General features: G+C 72.6%; 20 protein-coding genes and 1 pseudogene. 1 reads left to right on the top strand and 20 read right to left on the bottom strand.

Annotated elements, in window-relative coordinates; all coding sequences use genetic code 11:
- Nucleotides 1–21: 21 nt before the first annotated feature.
- The 11 genes and pseudogenes from lgt to hisI form a co-directional block, all read right to left on the bottom strand.
- Complete coding sequence (gene lgt / locus ACZ58N_RS11585) at nt 22–1,098, bottom strand: prolipoprotein diacylglyceryl transferase (RefSeq protein WP_471157933.1); 1,077 nt, start codon at nt 1,096–1,098, stop codon at nt 22–24.
- Nucleotides 1,099–1,358: 260 nt separating this feature from the next.
- Nucleotides 1,359–2,153 (bottom strand): annotated as a pseudogene (locus ACZ58N_RS11580) (DsbA family protein); the annotation flags it as partial.
- Nucleotides 2,154–2,248: 95 nt separating this feature from the next.
- Nucleotides 2,249–3,064 (bottom strand): tryptophan synthase subunit alpha, encoded by an 816-nt coding sequence (trpA, locus tag ACZ58N_RS11575; protein ID WP_471157931.1) that lies wholly within the window; start codon nt 3,062–3,064, stop codon nt 2,249–2,251.
- Nucleotides 3,061–4,314, bottom strand: coding sequence for a tryptophan synthase subunit beta (trpB, locus tag ACZ58N_RS11570; RefSeq protein ID WP_471157929.1), 1,254 nt, complete (start codon nt 4,312–4,314; stop codon nt 3,061–3,063). Before trpB ends, trpA begins: the two co-directional genes overlap by 4 nt.
- A 211-nt stretch (nt 4,315–4,525) precedes the next feature.
- The gene (trpM, locus tag ACZ58N_RS11565) at nt 4,526–4,735 is read right to left on the bottom strand and encodes a tryptophan biosynthesis modulator TrpM (RefSeq protein WP_471157927.1); all 210 of its coding nucleotides are present in this window, start codon (nt 4,733–4,735) and stop codon (nt 4,526–4,528) included.
- Between the two features lie 8 nt (nt 4,736–4,743).
- A complete protein-coding gene (trpC, locus tag ACZ58N_RS11560; RefSeq protein WP_388899855.1) occupies nt 4,744–5,553 on the bottom strand; it encodes an indole-3-glycerol phosphate synthase TrpC in 810 nt (269 codons plus the stop codon).
- A gap of 169 nt (nt 5,554–5,722) precedes the next feature.
- Entirely contained in the window at nt 5,723–6,244 is a 522-nt protein-coding gene (locus ACZ58N_RS11555; RefSeq protein ID WP_471157925.1) for a DUF2752 domain-containing protein, read from the bottom strand.
- An 87-nt stretch (nt 6,245–6,331) separates the two neighbouring features.
- Nucleotides 6,332–6,583, bottom strand: a complete 252-nt coding sequence (locus ACZ58N_RS11550; protein WP_471157923.1) for an HGxxPAAW family protein — start codon at nt 6,581–6,583, stop codon at nt 6,332–6,334.
- Nucleotides 6,584–6,662: 79 nt separating this feature from the next.
- Nucleotides 6,663–7,301 carry a TIGR02234 family membrane protein gene (locus tag ACZ58N_RS11545; protein ID WP_471157921.1) on the bottom strand — a complete coding sequence of 213 codons (639 nt, stop codon included), beginning with the start codon at nt 7,299–7,301 and terminating at the stop codon, nt 6,663–6,665.
- Nucleotides 7,302–7,315: 14 nt separating this feature from the next.
- On the bottom strand, nt 7,316–8,806 hold the full coding sequence (locus tag ACZ58N_RS11540) for an anthranilate synthase component I (protein WP_471157919.1): 1,491 nt from the start codon (nt 8,804–8,806) through the stop codon (nt 7,316–7,318).
- Nucleotides 8,807–8,821: 15 nt separating this feature from the next.
- The gene (hisI, locus tag ACZ58N_RS11535) at nt 8,822–9,187 is read right to left on the bottom strand and encodes a phosphoribosyl-AMP cyclohydrolase (RefSeq protein WP_471157917.1); all 366 of its coding nucleotides are present in this window, start codon (nt 9,185–9,187) and stop codon (nt 8,822–8,824) included.
- A gap of 84 nt (nt 9,188–9,271) precedes the next feature.
- Between hisI and ACZ58N_RS11530 the strand changes: the two genes are divergently transcribed.
- Complete coding sequence (locus ACZ58N_RS11530) at nt 9,272–9,904, top strand: TIGR03085 family metal-binding protein (protein ID WP_471157915.1); 633 nt, start codon at nt 9,272–9,274, stop codon at nt 9,902–9,904.
- Between the two features lie 558 nt (nt 9,905–10,462).
- Here the strand turns inward: ACZ58N_RS11530 and ACZ58N_RS11525 are convergent.
- The 9 genes from ACZ58N_RS11525 to hisD form a co-directional block, all read right to left on the bottom strand.
- Nucleotides 10,463–11,692: an MFS transporter gene (locus ACZ58N_RS11525; protein WP_471157913.1), complete on the bottom strand. Its 1,230-nt coding sequence runs from the start codon at nt 11,690–11,692 to the stop codon at nt 10,463–10,465.
- Between the two features lie 90 nt (nt 11,693–11,782).
- Nucleotides 11,783–12,538: an imidazole glycerol phosphate synthase subunit HisF gene (hisF, locus tag ACZ58N_RS11520; protein WP_389708806.1), complete on the bottom strand. Its 756-nt coding sequence runs from the start codon at nt 12,536–12,538 to the stop codon at nt 11,783–11,785.
- Nucleotides 12,535–12,915, bottom strand: coding sequence for a RidA family protein (locus tag ACZ58N_RS11515; protein WP_471157910.1), 381 nt, complete (start codon nt 12,913–12,915; stop codon nt 12,535–12,537). The genes hisF and ACZ58N_RS11515 overlap by 4 nt, the downstream gene beginning before the upstream one ends.
- Nucleotides 12,912–13,652: a bifunctional 1-(5-phosphoribosyl)-5-((5-phosphoribosylamino)methylideneamino)imidazole-4-carboxamide isomerase/phosphoribosylanthranilate isomerase PriA gene (priA, locus tag ACZ58N_RS11510; protein ID WP_471157908.1), complete on the bottom strand. Its 741-nt coding sequence runs from the start codon at nt 13,650–13,652 to the stop codon at nt 12,912–12,914. The genes ACZ58N_RS11515 and priA overlap by 4 nt, the downstream gene beginning before the upstream one ends.
- Nucleotides 13,652–14,293: an imidazole glycerol phosphate synthase subunit HisH gene (hisH, locus tag ACZ58N_RS11505; protein WP_471157906.1), complete on the bottom strand. Its 642-nt coding sequence runs from the start codon at nt 14,291–14,293 to the stop codon at nt 13,652–13,654. Before hisH ends, priA begins: the two co-directional genes overlap by 1 nt.
- Nucleotides 14,294–14,298: 5 nt before the next feature.
- Entirely contained in the window at nt 14,299–14,466 is a 168-nt protein-coding gene (locus ACZ58N_RS11500; protein WP_471157904.1) for a hypothetical protein, read from the bottom strand.
- Between the two features lie 2 nt (nt 14,467–14,468).
- A complete protein-coding gene (hisB, locus tag ACZ58N_RS11495) occupies nt 14,469–15,062 on the bottom strand; it encodes an imidazoleglycerol-phosphate dehydratase HisB (protein WP_031148346.1) in 594 nt (197 codons plus the stop codon).
- Nucleotides 15,059–16,168 carry a histidinol-phosphate transaminase gene (locus ACZ58N_RS11490; RefSeq protein ID WP_471157902.1) on the bottom strand — a complete coding sequence of 370 codons (1,110 nt, stop codon included), beginning with the start codon at nt 16,166–16,168 and terminating at the stop codon, nt 15,059–15,061. Before ACZ58N_RS11490 ends, hisB begins: the two co-directional genes overlap by 4 nt.
- Nucleotides 16,165–17,487, bottom strand: a complete 1,323-nt coding sequence (hisD, locus tag ACZ58N_RS11485; protein ID WP_471157900.1) for a histidinol dehydrogenase — start codon at nt 17,485–17,487, stop codon at nt 16,165–16,167. The genes ACZ58N_RS11490 and hisD overlap by 4 nt, the downstream gene beginning before the upstream one ends.
- Nucleotides 17,488–17,587 lie beyond the last annotated feature (100 nt).

Raw genomic sequence — 17,587 nt, 5'->3', positions numbered from 1 at the left:
CTGTCCTTCGTCGAGCGTCCGTCAGCTCTTCCCGGCCTCCGCGGCCTCGTCCTCGCCGGCCTTGGTCAGGTCCGTCCTGACGGCCCCGGCGGACCCGGGAGCCTCGGCGCCCGGCTTGTCGCCCGGCCGTGCGGGCTTCGCGGGCTCGGCAGGCTTGGCGGGCTCGGCCGGCCGTGCGGGCTTCGCGGGCTCGGCCGGCTTGCGCGGTGCGTCCTCGACCGCCTTGGCGCCGGTCGCGGCGTCCTTCGCCCCGCCCTCGGCGGGACCGTCCCCCACGGCGACGGGAGCCTGCGGTTCGACGACCTCCTCGCGGCCCGGTCGCAGCTTCGCCGACAGCACGAAGTAGGTGACGGCCAGGATGAAGACCACGATCGCGGTCCACACGTTCAGTCGCAGGCCCAGGATGTGGTGGGCCTCGTCGACGCGCATGTACTCGATCCAGGCGCGGCCCGCGCAGTACGAGGCGACGTACAGGGCGAAGGCCCGCCCGTGCCCGAGCTTGAAGCGGCGGTCGGCCCAGATGACCAGCACGGCGACGCCGACGCACCACAGCGACTCGTACAGGAAGGTCGGGTGGTAGGTGCCCGCCTCGCGGTTCGCACCCTCGGTGATCTTCACCGCCCACGGCAGGTCGGTGGCCCGGCCGTACAGCTCCTGGTTGAACCAGTTGCCCCAGCGCCCGCAGGCCTGGGCCAGGGCGATGCCGGGGGCCAGCGCGTCGGCCCAGGCCGGCAGCGGGATGCCGCGCAGCCGGCAGCCGATCCAGGCGCCGACCGCGCCGAGCGCGATCGCGCCCCAGATGCCGAGGCCGCCCTCCCAGATCTTGAAGGCGTCGACCCAGTTGCGGCCTTCGCCGAAGTACAGCTGGTAGTCGGTGATCACGTGGTAGAGGCGACCGCCGACAAGGCCGAACGGCACCGCCCACACGGCGATGTCCGCGACCGTGCCCGGCTTTCCGCCGCGCGCGATCCAGCGCTTGTTGCCGAGCCAGACGGCGATGAAGACGCCGATGATGATGCAGAACGCGTAGCCGCGGAGCGGGATCGGTCCGAGATGGATCACGCCGGTCGACGGACTGGGGATATAGGCAAGGGTCATGGCAGACCTGACGCTACCTTGCCGGGCGGTACCGACCGCAACCCACCCGGCAAGCTGACATCAAACCCACACACGGCCCGGCCCGGTCGAAACGGCGGCCGGGTCCGCGCTCAGTCCCGCGCGGTCCCCTCGGGCACTGCTTTCGAGCCGGTCGTCGAGGAGGTCCTGCCCGTTCCCGATGGGGACGCGGTGGCCGACGGCGAGGTCTTGCCGGACCCGGAACCGGAGCCGGCCTTCGGGGCGCCGGACGCCCCGCTCGGGGCCTTCGCCGCGGCCTCGACCTTCGCCTTGAGCTTCTGCGGGGTCAGCGGGTCGGCCTGGTCCGCGAAGATGTCCTTCCCGTCGAGCAGGACCGTGGGGGTGCCCCGGAAGTTCCCGGCCCGGAAGGCGTCCTGCGACTTGCCGACCCAGCTGTTGTGCGTGCCGTCCTCGACGCAGGCGCGGAAGGCGGGGGTGTCCAGGCCGTCGACCTTGCCGGCCAGCTCCAACAGCTTGGCGTTCTTGCCGTAGGCGTCGTCGACCTCCTCCGGCTGGTTCTCGAACAGGACGTCGTGGTAGGCGGCGAACTTGCCGGCGTCCTGCGCGCAGGCGGCGGCGTTCGCCGACTTCAGCGAGCCGCTGCCGCCCATGTTCCCGTCGATGAGGGTGACGATGTGGTACTCGGTCTTGAGCAGCCCCTTGGCTTCCAGCTCGTGGATGGTGTCCTTGTAGTTGGTCTCGAAGGACTTGCAGGCGGGGCAGCGGAAGTCCTCCCAGACGGTCAGCTGGGAGGGGGCGCCGCTCTGGCCCGTCTGGATGGCGAGCGCGTCCTTCCCCGTCGCCCCGGACGGCGCGACCACCGGCCCGGCCTTGGCGGACTTGTCGCCGGACCCGGCATTGGCCGCGATCAGGCCGACGACGGCCGCCAGGCCGAGTACGCCGACCACCGCCGCCGATACGACGAGGGTCCGCCGGCGCTTGTCCCGGGTCTTCTGCCGCTCGCGCTCCACTTGGAGTCGCTCCCGGGCCGATCGTTTCGTCGCATCGCGGTTCGCACCGTCGTTCTTCTCGCTCACGTTCGGCCAAACGAAGCAGGGAGGCACTCTCGTGCCTCCCCGCTCCCACTTCCACCCGATCGGGCTACATAACCCCCCGCGGGAGCCGCCCGGCGTCAGGACCTGCGTACGCCTTCCGCAAGTTCGCCCGCCAGCGCGCGCACGGCCGTCAGGCCGGACGGCAGGTCCGGGGCGTCCAGCAGCAGCTTCACGAAGGCCGAGCCGACGATGACGCCGTCGGCGAAGCCCGCGACCTGCTTGGCCTGCACGGCGTTGGAGACGCCCAGGCCGACGCAGACGGGGAGGTCGGTCGTGGCGCGGGTGCGGCGCACCAGTTCCTGGGCCTCGTTGCCGACGGACTCGCGGGTGCCGGTGACGCCCATCAGAGAGGCGGCGTAGACGAAGCCGGAACCGGCGGCCGTGATGGTGGCCAGTCGGGCGTCCTGGCTGCTGGGGGCCACGACGAAGACGGTCGCGAGACCGTGCTTCTCCGCGTGCTCGCGCCACAGCGCGGACTCCTGGACCGGCAGGTCGGGCAGGATGCAGCCGGCGCCGCCGGCCGCCGCGAGTTCGGCGGTGAACCGCTCGACGCCGTAGCGGTCGATTGGGTTCCAGTAGGTCATGACCAGGATCGGGACCCCGGTGGCCTCGAACGCCTCGCGCACCGTCCGCATGACGTCGGCGATCTTCACGCCGCCGCGCAGGGCGATGTCGTCGGCGGTCTGGATGATCGCGCCGTCCAGGACCGGGTCGCTGTGCGGCAGCCCGATCTCCACGACGTCGGCGCCGCCCGCGATGACGGCCTTGACGGCCTCGATGGCCCCGTCGACGGTCGGGAAGCCGGCCGGCAGATAGGCGACGAGGGCCGCCCGGTCCTCGGACTTGGCCTTCGCGAGGGTGCTGCTCAGCAGTTCGATGTTGCCGTTGCTCACTTCGACTCCCCCTCGGCGCCTTCGCCGTCGTACAGCCCGAAGTAGCGGGCCGCCGTGTCCATGTCCTTGTCGCCGCGGCCGGACAGGTTGACCACGATCAGGCCGTCCTTGCCCAGCTCCTTGCCCAGGTCGAGGGCGCCCGCGAGGGCGTGCGCCGACTCGATGGCCGGGATGATGCCCTCGGTGCGGGAGAGCAGGCGCAGGGCCTGCATGGCGGCGTCGTCGGTGACGGCGCGGTACTCGCCCCGGCCGCTGTCCTTGAGGTAGGAGTGCTCGGGGCCGATGCCCGGGTAGTCCAGGCCGGCGGAGATCGAGTAGGGCTCGGTGATCTGGCCCTCCTCGTCCTGCAGGACGTAGGAGCGGGAGCCGTGCAGGATGCCGGGCTCGCCCGCGGTGAGGGTCGCGGCGTGCTCGCCGGTCTCGACGCCGTGTCCGGCGGGCTCGAAGCCCACGAGTCGGACGTCGGCGTCCGGGATGAAGGCGTGGAAGAGGCCGATGGCGTTGGAGCCCCCGCCGACGCAGGCGGCGACGGCGTCGGGAAGCCGGCCGGCGCGCTCCAGGATCTGCCGGCGGGCCTCCACGCCGATGACGCGGTGGAAGTCGCGGACCATGGCCGGGAAGGGGTGCGGGCCGGCGACGGTGCCGAACAGGTAGTGGGTCTCGTCGACGTTGGCGACCCAGTCGCGGAACGCCTCGTTGATGGCGTCCTTGAGGGTCCGGGAGCCGGACTTCACGGCGATGACCTCGGCGCCGAGCATCCGCATCCGGGCCACGTTGAGGGCCTGGCGCCGGGTGTCGATCTCGCCCATGTAGATGGTGCAGTCGAGGCCGAAGAGGGCGCAGGCGGTGGCGGTGGCCACGCCGTGCTGGCCGGCGCCGGTCTCGGCGATGACCCGGGTCTTGCCCATGCGCTTGGTGAGCAGGGCCTGGCCCAGCACGTTGTTGATCTTGTGCGAGCCGGTGTGGTTCAGGTCCTCGCGCTTGAGGAAGATCCGCGCGTTGCCCGCGTGCTCGGCGAACCGGGGCACCTCGGTGAGGGAGCTGGGGCGGCCGGTGTAGTTGACCATGAGCTCGTCGAGCTCGGCGGCGAAGGCGGGGTCGCCCTTGGCCTTCTCGTACTCGACGGCGACCTCGTCCACGGCGGCGACGAGCGCCTCCGGGATGAACTTGCCGCCGAAGTCGCCGAAGTACCCCTCGGCGTTCGGGGTGTGACCCTCGGGGTCCGGGATGAAGAACGAGCTGGTGGGCATGGCCACTACTCCTACGTGGTGCGGAAGCGGTACCTACGGGTGACAGGAGTGCTCCGTATCGCGCCGTCGGTCCGCCGCCCGAGGACCCCACCGGGGGTCGCGGGCGTACGGACGGAGCGGTCCGCGCCGGCGGCCGTGGGCCGGGGGCGCGGGACCGTACGAGGCCACCGGCCGGTGCCCGCGAGGGGCAACGGGCCGGGAGGGGCCGTCGTCAGCGCACGGCTCCGCCGCGCCATCGCATGCCGTTGACCTGACCGGGCTCGGAGCCGATCACGTAGCGCACCCGCCGCCCGTGCACGCGCCGGGCCGGGGCGCGGCAGCCGCGGGGGCGGCAACCGCGCGCCAGTGGCGCGTGCGCCGTCGGCACACCGGCCGGGCCGTGGCCTGGCCGGGTGCGGACGGGGGAACGGAAGGGCGGCATGGGAAGGGTCAGCTCCGGCCGTGGCGCAGGGCGGGGTGGGCGCCGGCGGCGACGAGGTCGGCCACGGCCGCCTTCGGGTCGCGGCCGGTGACCAGGGACTCGCCGACGAGCACGGCGTCCGCGCCCTCGTTGGCGTAGGCGATCAGGTCGTGCGGTCCGCGGATGCCGGACTCGGCGATCTTCACGATGTGGGCGGGGATCTCCGGGGCGACGCGCTCGAAGGTGGAGCGGTCGACCTTGAGGTCCTTCAGGTTGCGGGCGTTGACGCCGATGATCTTGGCGCCTGCGGCCACCGCGCGTTCGACTTCCTCCTCGTCGTGGACCTCGACGAGCGGGGTGAGACCGATGGACTCGGCCCGCTCGATGAGGGAGACGAGGGCTTCCTGCTCCAGGGCCGCCACGATCAGCAGCGCGAGGTCGGCGCCGTACGCGCGGGCCTCCCACAGCTGGTAGGCCGTGACGATGAAGTCCTTGCGCAGGATCGGGATGTCCACGCGGGCGCGGACGGCCTCCAGGTCGGCCAGCGAGCCGCCGAAACGACGCTGCTCGGTGAGGACGGAGATGACCGACGCACCGCCCGCCTCGTAGTCGGCGGCGAGCCCGGCCGGATCGGCGATCGCGGCCAGCGCGCCCTTGGACGGGCTGGACCGCTTGACCTCGCAGATCACCTTGACGCTGTCGCCGCGCAGGGCGGCGACACCGTCCTTGGCCCGGGGCGCCTTGGCGGCACGCTCCTTGAGCTCGTCGAGGCTGACGCGGGCCTGCCGTTCGGCAAGGTCTTCGCGGACCCCTTCGATGATCTCGTCGAGCACACTCACGCGAGCGGCCCCCTTCCGGGTTGATGACGGTCGGCCGCCTTGCGGACACGTACCACTGCAAGGTCAGCACTCAAATGGTATCCGCAGGTCGCCGCCGCCTCCGCACGGAGTTCGACGTTTCCCAATGGCTGGACACGGAATAAGGCCTTCCTCAAGGCCCCTCGCGGCTTCAGGGAGCCAGTGCGGAACCGAACGGGAAATTCCGGACAATCGCGAAACCTGCCGCCAGGACGGCGACCCCCCACCAGGCGGCCCGCCCCAGGGCGAGCCGGGGCGTCGGCCCGCCGCGGAAGGCCCGGACGAGCCACAGCGCCGCGAACGCGGCGAAGACGAGGTAGCCGACCACCGCCAGGGCATTGGCCCCGAGGGCCGTCACCAGATCGCCGTGCGCGAAGGCGTGCGCGCTGCGGAGCCCGCCGCAGCCCGGGCACAGCACCCCGGTCAGCCGGAACAGCGGGCAGACCGGGTAGTGACCCGGCTCGTTCGGATCGACGGCCCCCACGTACGCGAACGCCGCCGCGACGCCGGCCACGGTCAGCACCGGGGCGACCAGCCGCCGGGCCCGGGAGGCCCGGACCGGGCCGGCGGGGGGCGCCGGGAGCGACCAGGACGGGCCGGCGCCGGGGATCCGCGGGGACACGGGCGCGGGCGGGCCGGGCGGAGGGGCGGAGGGGGTGCGAGAGGCGTCCACCCGGCGATTCTCGCCGGTCACGACAAAAGGCGCAGCCCGACGGGCCGCGCCTTTCGAACCGTGTCCCTGCCGGACCACGGGTTCCGCTCAGACCTTGGCGGGAACCCGGTTGGCGGCGATGACCTCGGCGAGGTCACGGTGGGTGGCCTTCGGCGCGCCCATGCCCGCCGCCCGCATCCCCATGCCCACGACACCGCCGAGCACGACGACGACGAGGCCCGCCCAGAACCCGAGCGGGTTCGCCAGCACCATGAAGGCGCCGGAGACGCAGAAACCGATGAAGGCGATGATGACACCGGTCCAGGCGGCCGGGGTGTGTCCGTGGCTCGTGCCCGCCATGAGTTGCTCCTCGTTGCTCTGTCTCACGTGCTGTGCCGCACGCTCGGTGACATTGTCCCGCACCGGGCGGGATGGTTCTTCAGCGGGTCGGGTCCTCGCCGCGGTCCAGAGCCTTCCACAAGTCCTCCGGCCGGTCCGGGTCCACCGCCGCGGGTTTGCGCGTCCGGGGGCTGCCGTCACGCTCGTAGCGGCCCCCCATGGCGGGCCAGGTCCGACCGAAGCGCAGGGCCAGCAGCCCGGCCAGCAGGATCAGGACCGCTCCGCCGGCCGCCACGTACGGCCAGACCGTATGGCTCAGTTCCGCCACTCGGGCGGCGGTGTCCGCCGTTGCGGTGGCCGCCCGGTCGTCCAGGGTGCGGCGGTCGTCGGCCGCGGCCAGGGCGGCCAGGGCCGCGCCCAGACCGCTCAGCGCGAGCAGCCCGGACACCAACAGCCGACTGCGACCGCGTACGGCGAACACCGCCACCAGGGCGGCCAGGCCGACGATGGCCAGCGCCGCCGGTAGACCCGTGACGGCCTGCCCGTCGGCGGTCAGCGGGAGCCGGTCGCCGCCGACGGCGGCACTGCCCCGGGCCCAGACCCGGCCGGAGGCCAGCAGGACGACGGTGGCGCCGAGCGCGCCGAGCAGCAGGGCGACGGCCACGCTGCGGCGGCCGGCCTTGCTCTCGGGGGCCTCGGCTTCGTTGCGGGGGTGGGGTACGGCACTCACGTACCCCACTATCCCCTACGGCCTCAGCCCCGGTGGAGGCGGTTCGCCGCTCCGACCGCCCGGAGCACGGCGGCAGCCTTGTTGCGGCACTCCTCGTCCTCCGACTCGGGCACCGAATCCGCGACGACACCCGCGCCCGCCTGCACGTACGCCGTCCCGTCGCGCAGCAGCGCAGTGCGGATGGCGATGGCCGTGTCGGAGTCACCGGCGAAGTCCAGGTAGCCGACGCAGCCGCCGTACAGGCCGCGACGGGTGGGCTCCAGCTCCTCGATGATCTGCATGGCGCGCGGCTTGGGCGCCCCGGAGAGGGTGCCCGCCGGGAAGCAGGCGGTGAGCACGTCGAAGGCGGTGCGGCCCTCGGCGACGCGTCCGGTGACCGTCGAGACGATGTGCATGACGTGCGAGTACCGCTCGATGCTCATGAAGTCGACGACCTCGACGGAACCCGGCGCGCAGACCCGGCCCAGGTCGTTGCGGCCCAGGTCGACGAGCATCAGGTGCTCGGCGCGCTCCTTCGGGTCGGCCAGCAGCTCCTCCGCGAGGTCGTTGTCCTCCTGCGGGGTCGCGCCGCGGTGGCGGGTGCCGGCGATCGGGTGGACCATCGCCCGCCCGTCCTCGACCTTCACCAGCGCCTCGGGGCTGGAGCCGACCACGTCGAAGCCGTTCTCGAAACGGAACAGGTACATGTACGGGGACGGGTTCGTGGCCCGCAGCACCCGGTACACGTCCAGCGCGGAGGCCTCGCAGGGCGTCTCGAACCGCTGCGAGGGCACCACCTGGAAGGCCTCGCCGGCCCGGATCCGCTCCTTGATGTCCTCGACGGCGGCCCGGTACTGCTCGCCGCCCCACAGCGCGGAGAACTCCGGCAGCTCGGAGACCGGCAGCGGGGTGGGCAGGTAGGGCGCGGGCCGTGCCAGGTCGGCCTGCATCGCGTCCAGGCGGGCCACCGCGTCCGCGTACGCCTCGTCCACGCCCGTGTCGAGGTCGTTGTGGTTGATCGCGTTGGCGATCAGCTGCACGGTGCCGTCCCAGTGGTCCAGGACCGCCAGGTCGGAGGTGAGCAGCATGGTCAGCTCGGGCAGCTCCAGGTCGTCGCCGCCGTGCTCCCCGATGCGCTCCAGCCGGCGCACGATGTCGTAGCCCAGGTAGCCGACCATGCCGCCCGTGAAGGGCGGCATGCCGGCCGCGAGGTCGCGGGGGGTGTGCAGGGCCTCGACGGTGGCGCGCAGCGCGTCGAGGGGGTCCCCGTCGGTGGGGACGCCCACGGGCGGGGTGCCGATCCAGTGCGCCTGCCCGTCGCGGACGGTGAGGGTGGAGTCGCTGCGCACGCCGATGAAGGAGTACCGGGACCAGGACCGGCCGTTCTCCGCGGACTCCAGCAGGAAGGTACCGGCGCGCTCGGCCGCCAGCTTCCGGTAGAGCCCGACCGGGGTGTCCCCGTCCGCGAGCAGCTTGCGGCTGACGGGGATGACGCGGCGGTCCACCGCGAGCTTGCGGAACGTCTCAAGATCCATGGCGTGGGACCCTACCTATTCGGCGTCGGAGAGCAGGACGTCGGCGTCGAAGCACGTGCGGGCGCCGGTGTGGCAGGCGGCGCCGACCTGGTCGACCTTCACGAGGACGGTGTCGGCGTCGCAGTCCAGGGCGACGGACTTCACGTGCTGGAAGTGGCCGGAAGTTTCCCCCTTGACCCAGTACTCGCCGCGGCTGCGGGACCAGTAGGTACAGCGCCCGGTGGTCAGGGTGCGGTGCAGGGCCTCGTCGTCCATCCAGCCGAGCATGAGCACCTCTCCGGTGTCGTACTGCTGGGCGATGGCCGGTACCAGACCGTCCGGTGAGCGCTTGAGGCGGGCGGCGACGGCGGGATCGAGGGAGGACGTACTCATGGGGGCCATTGTGCCGGGTCGGGGCTGCGGTTACGGATCACTGTCCAGCTGATGAGCGGGCGAGGGGCTGCTTCCAGCCGTAGGCTTGCCGCCATGTCTACCCATGCGAAGCGTGAACGACTGCTGCTGGCCGACCTGTTGGAAGCCGCGGGACCGGAGGCGCCGACGCTGTGCGACGGCTGGCGGGCGCGGGAGCTGGCCGCGCACGTGGTCGTCCGGGAGCGGCGGCCGGACGCGGCGGGGGGTCTGCTGCTGAACGTGCTCAAGGCACGGCTGGACAAGGCGATGGAGGAATACACGGCCAAGCCGTACGAGGAACTCCTCCGGCTGATCCGGACCGGGCCGCCGAGGATGTCGGTGTACGCGCTGAAGCAGATCGACGAGGCGGCGAACGCGGTGGAGTTCTACGTCCACGCGGAGGACGTCCGGCGCGCGCAGCCGGACTGGTCGCCGCGGGAACTGGATCCGGTGTTCTCCGACGTCCTGTGGTCGCGGCTGGAGCGGCTGGCCCGGCTCACGGGGCGCAAGTCGCCCGTCGGCCTCGTCCTGCGGCGCCCGAACGGTCAGACCTCGGTCGCGCACAAGGGCACGCCGGTGGTGACGGTCACCGGGGAGCCCGGGGAACTGACCCTGTTCTGCTTCGGCCGGCAGGCCGCCGCCGCGGTGGAACTGGACGGCCCGAAGGAGGCGGTGGCCCGCCTGACGGAGGCGAGCCTGGGCCTCTGACCTGGCGGGCGGGTCGGGGGGCGCCCGGTCGGGACGGTGCCCGGTCGGGGGCTGCGGGTGGGTCGGGGCCGGTGCGCGGTCGGGAGCGGTGCCCGGCCTGGGGCGGTGCCCGGTCGGGGGCTGCGGGTGGGTCGGGGCCGGTGCCGGGGTGGGGTGTCGTCCGGGACGGGCATGATTTATGGCGCCCTGGCAGGGGCTGCGATGGCCGAGCGGTGCCTTGCGCCAACAAATCACGTTTTAGTCCCGGCCAACACCCCACCCCGTCCCCGACCCCGACCAAATCCAGCCCCGCCGGCGTTTGAGGCGGACCTTCAGCCCCGCCGGCGTTTGAGGCGGGCCTTTCAGCCTCGCCGGCGTTTGAGGCGCGGGGTCCGGGGCGGAGCCCCGGGGGCCTGCAGCGGGAGAGCGCCGCACTACCCGGCCCCGCCGCACAATCCAGCCCCGCCGGCGATTGAGGCGCGGGGTTCGGGGCGGAGCCCCGGGGGCCTGCGCCGGGGCAGCGCCGCAGCACCCGGCCCCGCCCCACCGCACCCGGCCCGGCGAGAGGGCCCGGCGGGGTCAGGTCAGGGAGAGTTCCGCTCGGCGGACCGCGGGGGCCCAGGTGCCGACGGCCGCACCGGCCATGCTCAGCGCGCCACCGGCGAGGAACACCGGGGTGACCCCCCACAGCCCGGCCGCCAGCCCGAACACGGGATAGGCCAGCGGGGCCAGCCCCACCGCCGTGAAGGCCATGACGGAGCTGACCCGTCCCAGGTAGGAGGGGTCGGTGGCGGTCTGGATCAGGGCGACGGCCAGGCCTCCGCAGATCCCGCAGACGAGCCCGGTGACCAGCGCCAGCGCCACCGCCGAGGTGAGGGTCGGGGCCAGGGCGAGGGCGCCGATGCCGGCCGAGCCGGCGATCAGGGTGGCGTTCTGCCACGCCCCGGCGCGGGGGAAGCGCGGGATCAGGGTGAGCAGCAGGGCGCTCGCGGCGGCGCCCGCTCCGAGTGAGCCGACGACCCAGCCGACCCCGCCCGCGCCCCAGCCGCGTTCCCCGGCGAGCAGGATCAGCCCGAGGGTGAGCGGGGCGGAGGTGCCGAGCTGGCTCAGCGCGCCGGAGAGGACGAGCGGGCCTATCAGGCCGTGCCGTCGGATGTACGCGAGCCCGGACCGCAGCTCCCGCCCGGCGCTCCTGGCGCTCCCCGGCGTGCGGGGCACCGTACTCCCGGGGAGCGGGGCGATGCGTACGGTCAGCAGGAGCGCCAGCGAGACGGCGAACAGTGCGGCGGCCACCGCGAAGGCGGTCGCGGGGCCGCCCAGGCCCATGGCGAGGCCGGCGGCCGGCGGGCCGGCGGTGTGGCCGACGCGTTCGGCGAGGCTCCGCAGGCCTTGGACGCGGACGAGGTGTCCGGGCTCGGCGATCCGCGGCGGCAGCGCGCCGACGGCGGGCATGAACAGGGCGTCGACCAGGCCGAAGACGAGGGCGACGACGACCAGGAGCCACAGGTCGGGCGAGGTCAGGGCGACGATCGCCGCGAGGGCGAGGATGACCGCGCAGCGCACGGCGTCGGAGGAGAGGACGACGAGACGCGGGCCGAAGCGGTCGGCGACGACACCGCCGCCCAGCATGAGCAGGGCGCGGGGTACCGCTCCGGCGGCCATGACGAGGCCGACCTCGCCGGGTCCGGCGTTCTGCGCGGCGGCCCAGCCGAGGGCGAGGAAGTAGATCCCGTCCCCGATGAGGGAGGCGGCGTACGCCCCGAGCCATCGCAGGACGTTCCCGTCACGCAACACGGCTGCCGCGCCCACCGCACCCCCTCCTCGACTGGTCTGGACCAGACTAGGCGGGGTGGGGGTGGCGCGGCAGGTGTTTTTCGCGGGGTGCCGGGCGGGTGTCCGTCAGCGGACGGGGTGGCCCGCCTCGCGCAGCGACGTCTTGACCTCGGAGATCCGAAGGTCGCCGAAGTGGAACACCGAGGCGGCGAGCACCGCGTCGGCTCCGGCGGCGATGGCCGGCGGGAAGTGCGCGAGGTTGCCGGCGCCTCCGGAGGCGATCACCGGGACGGTGACGTGCTTGCGGACGGCGGCGATCATCTCGGTGTCGTAGCCGTCCTTGGTGCCGTCGGCGTCCATCGAGTTGAGCAGGATCTCCCCGGCGCCGAGTTCGGCGGCGCGGTGGGCCCATTCGACGGCGTCGATGCCGGTGCCCTTGCGGCCGCCGTGGGTGGTGACCTCGAAGGAGCCGGTGGCGGTGCGGCGGGCGTCGACCGAGAGGACCAGGACCTGACGGCCGAAGCGTTCGGCGATCTCCTGGATGAGCTCGGGGCGGGCGATGGCGGCGGTGTTGACGCCGACCTTGTCCGCTCCGGCCCGCAGCAGCTTGTCCACGTCGTCGGCGGTGCGCACGCCGCCGCCGACGGTCAGCGGGATGAAGACCTGCTCGGCGGTGCGGCGCACCACGTCGTAGGTCGTCTCGCGGTTGCCGGACGAGGCGGTGATGTCGAGGAAGGTCAACTCGTCGGCGCCTTCGGCGTCGTACAGCTTGGCCATCTCGACGGGGTCGCCCGCGTCGCGCAGGTTCTGGAAGTTGACGCCCTTGACGACGCGGCCGTTGTCCACGTCGAGGCAGGGGATCACGCGTACGGCGAGGCTCATGCGGAGGGCTCCCGGTACGCCTCTACCTCCACCTCGACGACCATCGACGGGTCGACGAAGCCGGAGACGATGAGCATCGTCGCGGCGGGGCGGACGGCGTCGAAGAGCGTCTTGTGGGCGCGGCCCACCTCGTCCACGTCACGGGCGTGGGTGAGGTACATGCGGGTCCGCACCACGTCCTCGGGGCCGAGTCCGGCCTGGGCGAGTGCCTTGAAGGCGACGCCGAAGGCGGCGACGGCCTGGTCGTACGGGCCGCCCGCGTCGGCCGCGGTGCAGCCGGAGACGAGCACCAGCCCGTTGGGCAGCTGCACGGCGCGGGAGTACGCGATGACGTCCTCGTACGGGCCGCCGGAGGAGATACGACGTACGGAACTCATGCGGAGCCTGCCTTCGTGACGTTCAGGGCTTCTTCGAGGGTGAAGGCCTTGGCGTACAGGGCCTTGCCGACGATCGCGCCCTCGACGCCGAGCGGCACGAGCTCGGACAGCGCGCGCAGGTCGTCGAGGGAGGAGATGCCGCCGGAGGCCACGACGGGCCGGTCGGTGGCGGCGCAGACGTTCTTCAGCAGCTCCAGGTTGGGGCCGGTGAGGGTGCCGTCCTTGCCGATGTCGGTGACGACGTAACGGGCGCAGCCCTCGGCGTCCAGGCGGGCGAGGGTCTCGTAGAGGTCGCCGCCCTCGCTGGTCCAGCCACGGCCCTTGAGGGTGGTGCCGCGGACGTCGAGGCCGACGGCGATCCGGTCGCCGTGCTCGGCGATGGCCTTGGCGGCCCACTCGGGGGTCTCCAGGGCGGCGGTGCCGAGGTTGACGCGGGTGCAGCCGGTGGCGAGGGCCGCGGCGAGCGAGGCGTCGTCGCGGATGCCGCCGGACAGCTCGACCTTGATGTCCATGGCGCCGGTGATCCCGGCGACCAGGGCGCGGTTGTCGCCGGTGCCGAACGCGGCGTCCAGGTCGACGAGGTGGAGCCATTCGGCGCCGGAGCGCTGCCAGGCGAGGGCGGCCTCCAGCGGGGAGCCGTAGGAGGTCTCGCTGCCGGAGACGCCGTGGACGAGGCGGACGGCCTGGCCGTCGCGGACGTCGACCGCGGGGAGGAGTTCGAGGGTGGGTGCGGTCATCACAGGGTCTCGATCCAGTTGGTGAGGAGCTGGGCACCGGTGTCGCCGGACTTCTCCGGGTGGAACTGGGTGGCCCACAGGGCGCCGTTCTCCACGGCGGCGACGAAGCGTTCGCCGTGGGTGGCCCAGGTGACCTTGGGGGCGCGGATCAGCGGGTTGGTGACTTCCAGGCTCCAGTCGTGCGCCGCGTAGGAGTGCACGAAGTAGAAGCGGGCGTCGTCGTCGAGGCCCGCGAAGGCCTGGCTGTCGGCGGGGGCGTCGACGGTGTTCCAGCCCATGTGGGGGACGACGGGGGCCTTGAGCGGGCCGACGGTGCCGGGCCACTCGTCGAGGCCCTCGGTCTCCACGCCGTGCTCGATGCCGCGTTCGAAGAGGATCTGCATGCCGACGCAGATGCCCATGACGGGGCGACCGCCGGAGAGCCGGCGGCCGATGATCCAGTCGCCGCGGGCGTCCTTGAGTCCCTGCATGCAGGCGGAGAAGGCGCCGACGCCGGGCACGAGGAGGCCGTCGGCGTCCATGGCCTTGTCGTAGTCGCGGGTGATCTCGACGTCCGCGCCGACGCGCGCGAGGGCGCGTTCGGCGGAGCGGACGTTGCCGAAGCCGTAGTCGAAGACGACGACCTTCTTGGTGGGGGTCACCGGGCTCACTCCCAAATTCCCTGGATCCGCAGGACTCCGGCGGCCAGGCACATCACGGAGCCGATGGTGAGCAGGACGATGAGCGACAGCGGCATCTTCTGCTTCTGGAAGGAGTAGACGCCGCCGGCCAGGAAGAGGCCGACGACGATCAGGATGGTGTTGAGGCCGTTCACTGCTAGAGGGCGCCCTTCGTGGAGGGCAGGATGCCGGCGGCGCGCGGGTCGAACTCGGCGGCGTAGCGCAGGGCCCGGGCGAGGGCCTTGAACTGGCACTCCACGATGTGGTGGGCGTTGCGGCCGTACGGGACGTGGATGTGCAGGGCGATCTGGGCCTGCGCGACGAAGGACTCGAAGATGTGCCGGGTCATCGTCGTGTCGTACGTGCCGATCATCGGCGCCATGTTCTCGGGCTCGGTGTGCACGAGGTACGGGCGGCCGGACAGGTCGACGGTCACCTGGGCGAGGGACTCGTCCAGCGGGACCGTGCAGTTGCCGAAGCGGTAGATGCCGACCTTGTCGCCGAGGGCCTGCTTGAAGGCGGCGCCCAGCGCGAGGGCGCTGTCCTCGATGGTGTGGTGGCTGTCGATGTGCAGGTCGCCCTCGGTCTTGACGGTGAGGTCGAAGAGGCCGTGGCGGCCGAGCTGGTCGAGCATGTGGTCGTAGAAGCCCACGCCGGTCGACACGTCGACCTTGCCGGTGCCGTCGAGGTTTATCTCGACGAGGACCGAGGTCTCCTTCGTGGTCCGTTCGACCCGTCCGATGCGGCTCATGCCTGCTGCTCCTTCTTCAGTGCGCGAACCGCTTCCAGGAACGCGTCGTTCTCTGCCGGGGTGCCGGCGGTGACCCGCAGCCATCCGGGTACGCCGTTGTCCCGGACCAGGACACCCCGGTCGAGGATCTTCCGCCAGCCGGTGTGGGAATCGTCGAACCGCCCGAACTGGACGAAGTTCGCGTCGGAGTCGGTGACCTCGTACCCGAGGGCCCGCAGCTCGGTGACGAGGCGGTCCCGTTCGGACTTGAGCTGCTCGACGTAGCCGAGCAGGGTGTCGGTGTGCTCCAGGGCGGCCAGCGCGGTCGCCTGGGTGACGGCCGACAGGTGGTACGGCAGGCGCACCAGCTGGACGGCGTCGACCACGGCGGGGTGCGCGGCCAGGTAGCCCAGGCGCAGGCCCGCGGCGCCGAAGGCCTTGGACATGGTCCGGGAGACCACCAGGTTCGGGCGGCCCTCGATGAGGGGCAGCAGCGAGTCCCGGTGGCTGAACTCCACGTACGCCTCGTCGAGGACGACGAGGGACGGCTTGGCGGCCTGGGCGGCCTCGTAGAGCGCGAGGACGGTCTCGGCCGCGACGGCGGTGCCCGTGGGGTTGTTGGGGGAGGTGATGAAGACGACGTCGGGAGCGTTCTCGGCGATCGCCGATTCCGCCGCCGCGACGTCGATGGTGAAGTCCTCGTGGCGCGGTCCGGAGATCCACTGCGTGCCGGTGCCGCGGGCGATCAGCGCGTGCATCGAGTACGAGGGCTCGAAGCCGATCGCGGTGCGGCCGGGCCCGCCGAAGGTCTGCAGCAGCTGCTGGAGGACCTCGTTGGAGCCGTTGGCGGCCCAGACGTTCTCCCGTGCCACGGGGTGCTTGCCGGTACGGGTGAGGTAGGCGGCGAGCTCGGTGCGCAGCTCGACCGCGTCCCGGTCGGGGTAGCGGTTGAGGGTGCGGGCGGCGTCGGCCACGCGCTCGGCGATCCGGGCGACGAGCTCGGCGGGGAGCTCGTACGGGTTCTCGTTGGTGTTCAGCTGGACGGGCACGTCGAGCTGCGGGGCGCCGTACGGGGACTTGCCGCGGAGTTCGTCCCGGATGGGGAGGTCGTCGATGCCGAAGCTCACGGGGTGGGCACCTTCCAGCCGAAGCGCGCCTTCAGGGCGGCGCCGTGCGCGGGCAGGTCCTCGGCCTCGGCCAGCGTCACCACGTGGTGGGTGACCTCGGCGAGGGCGTCCCGCGTGTAGTCGACGATGTGGATGCCGCGCAGGAACGACTGCACGGACAGGCCGGAGGAGTGGCAGGCGCAGCCGCCGGTGGGCAGCACGTGGTTGGAGCCGGCGCAGTAGTCGCCCAGCGAGACGGGGGACCACGGGCCGACGAAGATCGCGCCGGCGTTGCGCACGCGGCCGGCCAGGGCCGCCGCGTCGGCGGTCTGGATCTCCAGGTGCTCGGCGCCGTACGCGTCGACGACCTTGAGGCCGTCCTCCAGGCTGTCGACGAGGACGATCGCGGACTGTCGGCCCGCGAGGGCCGGCTTGATCCGGTCCTCGATGTGCTTGGTGGCCGCGACCTGCGGTTCCAGTTCCTTCTCGACGGCGTCCGCGAGTTCGACGGAGTCCGTGACGAGGACGGCGGCGGCCAGCGGGTCGTGCTCGGCCTGGCTGATCAGGTCGGCGGCGACGTGCACCGGGTCCGCCGTGGAGTCCGCGAGGACGGCGATCTCGGTGGGGCCGGCCTCGGTGTCGATGCCGATCTTCCCGGTGAAGTAGCGCTTGGCGGCGGCGACCCAGATGTTGCCGGGGCCGGTCACCATGTTCGCGGGAGCGCACTCGTCGGTCCCGTACGCGAACATCGCCACGGCCTGCGCCCCGCCGGCCGCGTACACCTCGTCCACGCCGAGCAGCGCGCACGCGGCGAGGATGGTGGGGTGCGGCAGCCCGTCGAACTCCCGCTGCGGCGGGGAGGCCAGCGCGATCGACTCGACGCCCGCCTCCTGCGCCGGGACGACGTTCATCACGACGGAGGACGGATACACGGAGCGACCGCCCGGGGCGTACAGCCCCACGCGCTCGACCGGAACCCACTTCTCGGTCACGGTGCCGCCGGGGACCACCTGGGTGGTGTGCTCGGTGCGGCGCTGGTTGCGGTGGACGATCCGGGCCCGCCGGATCGACTCCTCCAGGGCGGCGCGGACGGCCGGATCCAGCTGCTCCAGGGCGGCCCGGACGGCCTCCACGGGTACCCGGACCTGCGCGAGCTCGACCCCGTCGAACTTCCGCGCGTAGTCGATCAGCGCCGCCGTGCCACGATGATGGACGTCCTCGCAGATGGGCCGCACCTTTTCCAGGGCGGCCGCTACGTCGAACTCGGCACGGGGCAGCAGATCGCGCAGGGCGCCACCCTCGGGGAGGGTGTCACCGCGCAGGTCGATACGAGAGATCACGCCCCAATTCTCTCAGACCGTCTCCCGCGACCGTTCGCCCGTATCACTGGGTGATACGCGCCCCGGATGTCACAGGCACCGCCTAGCCTGGGCGTACGCG

It is taken from the genome of Streptomyces sp. NPDC040432, from assembly GCF_055595445.1.
This window is presented reverse-complemented; position numbering and strand designations above follow the sequence as displayed.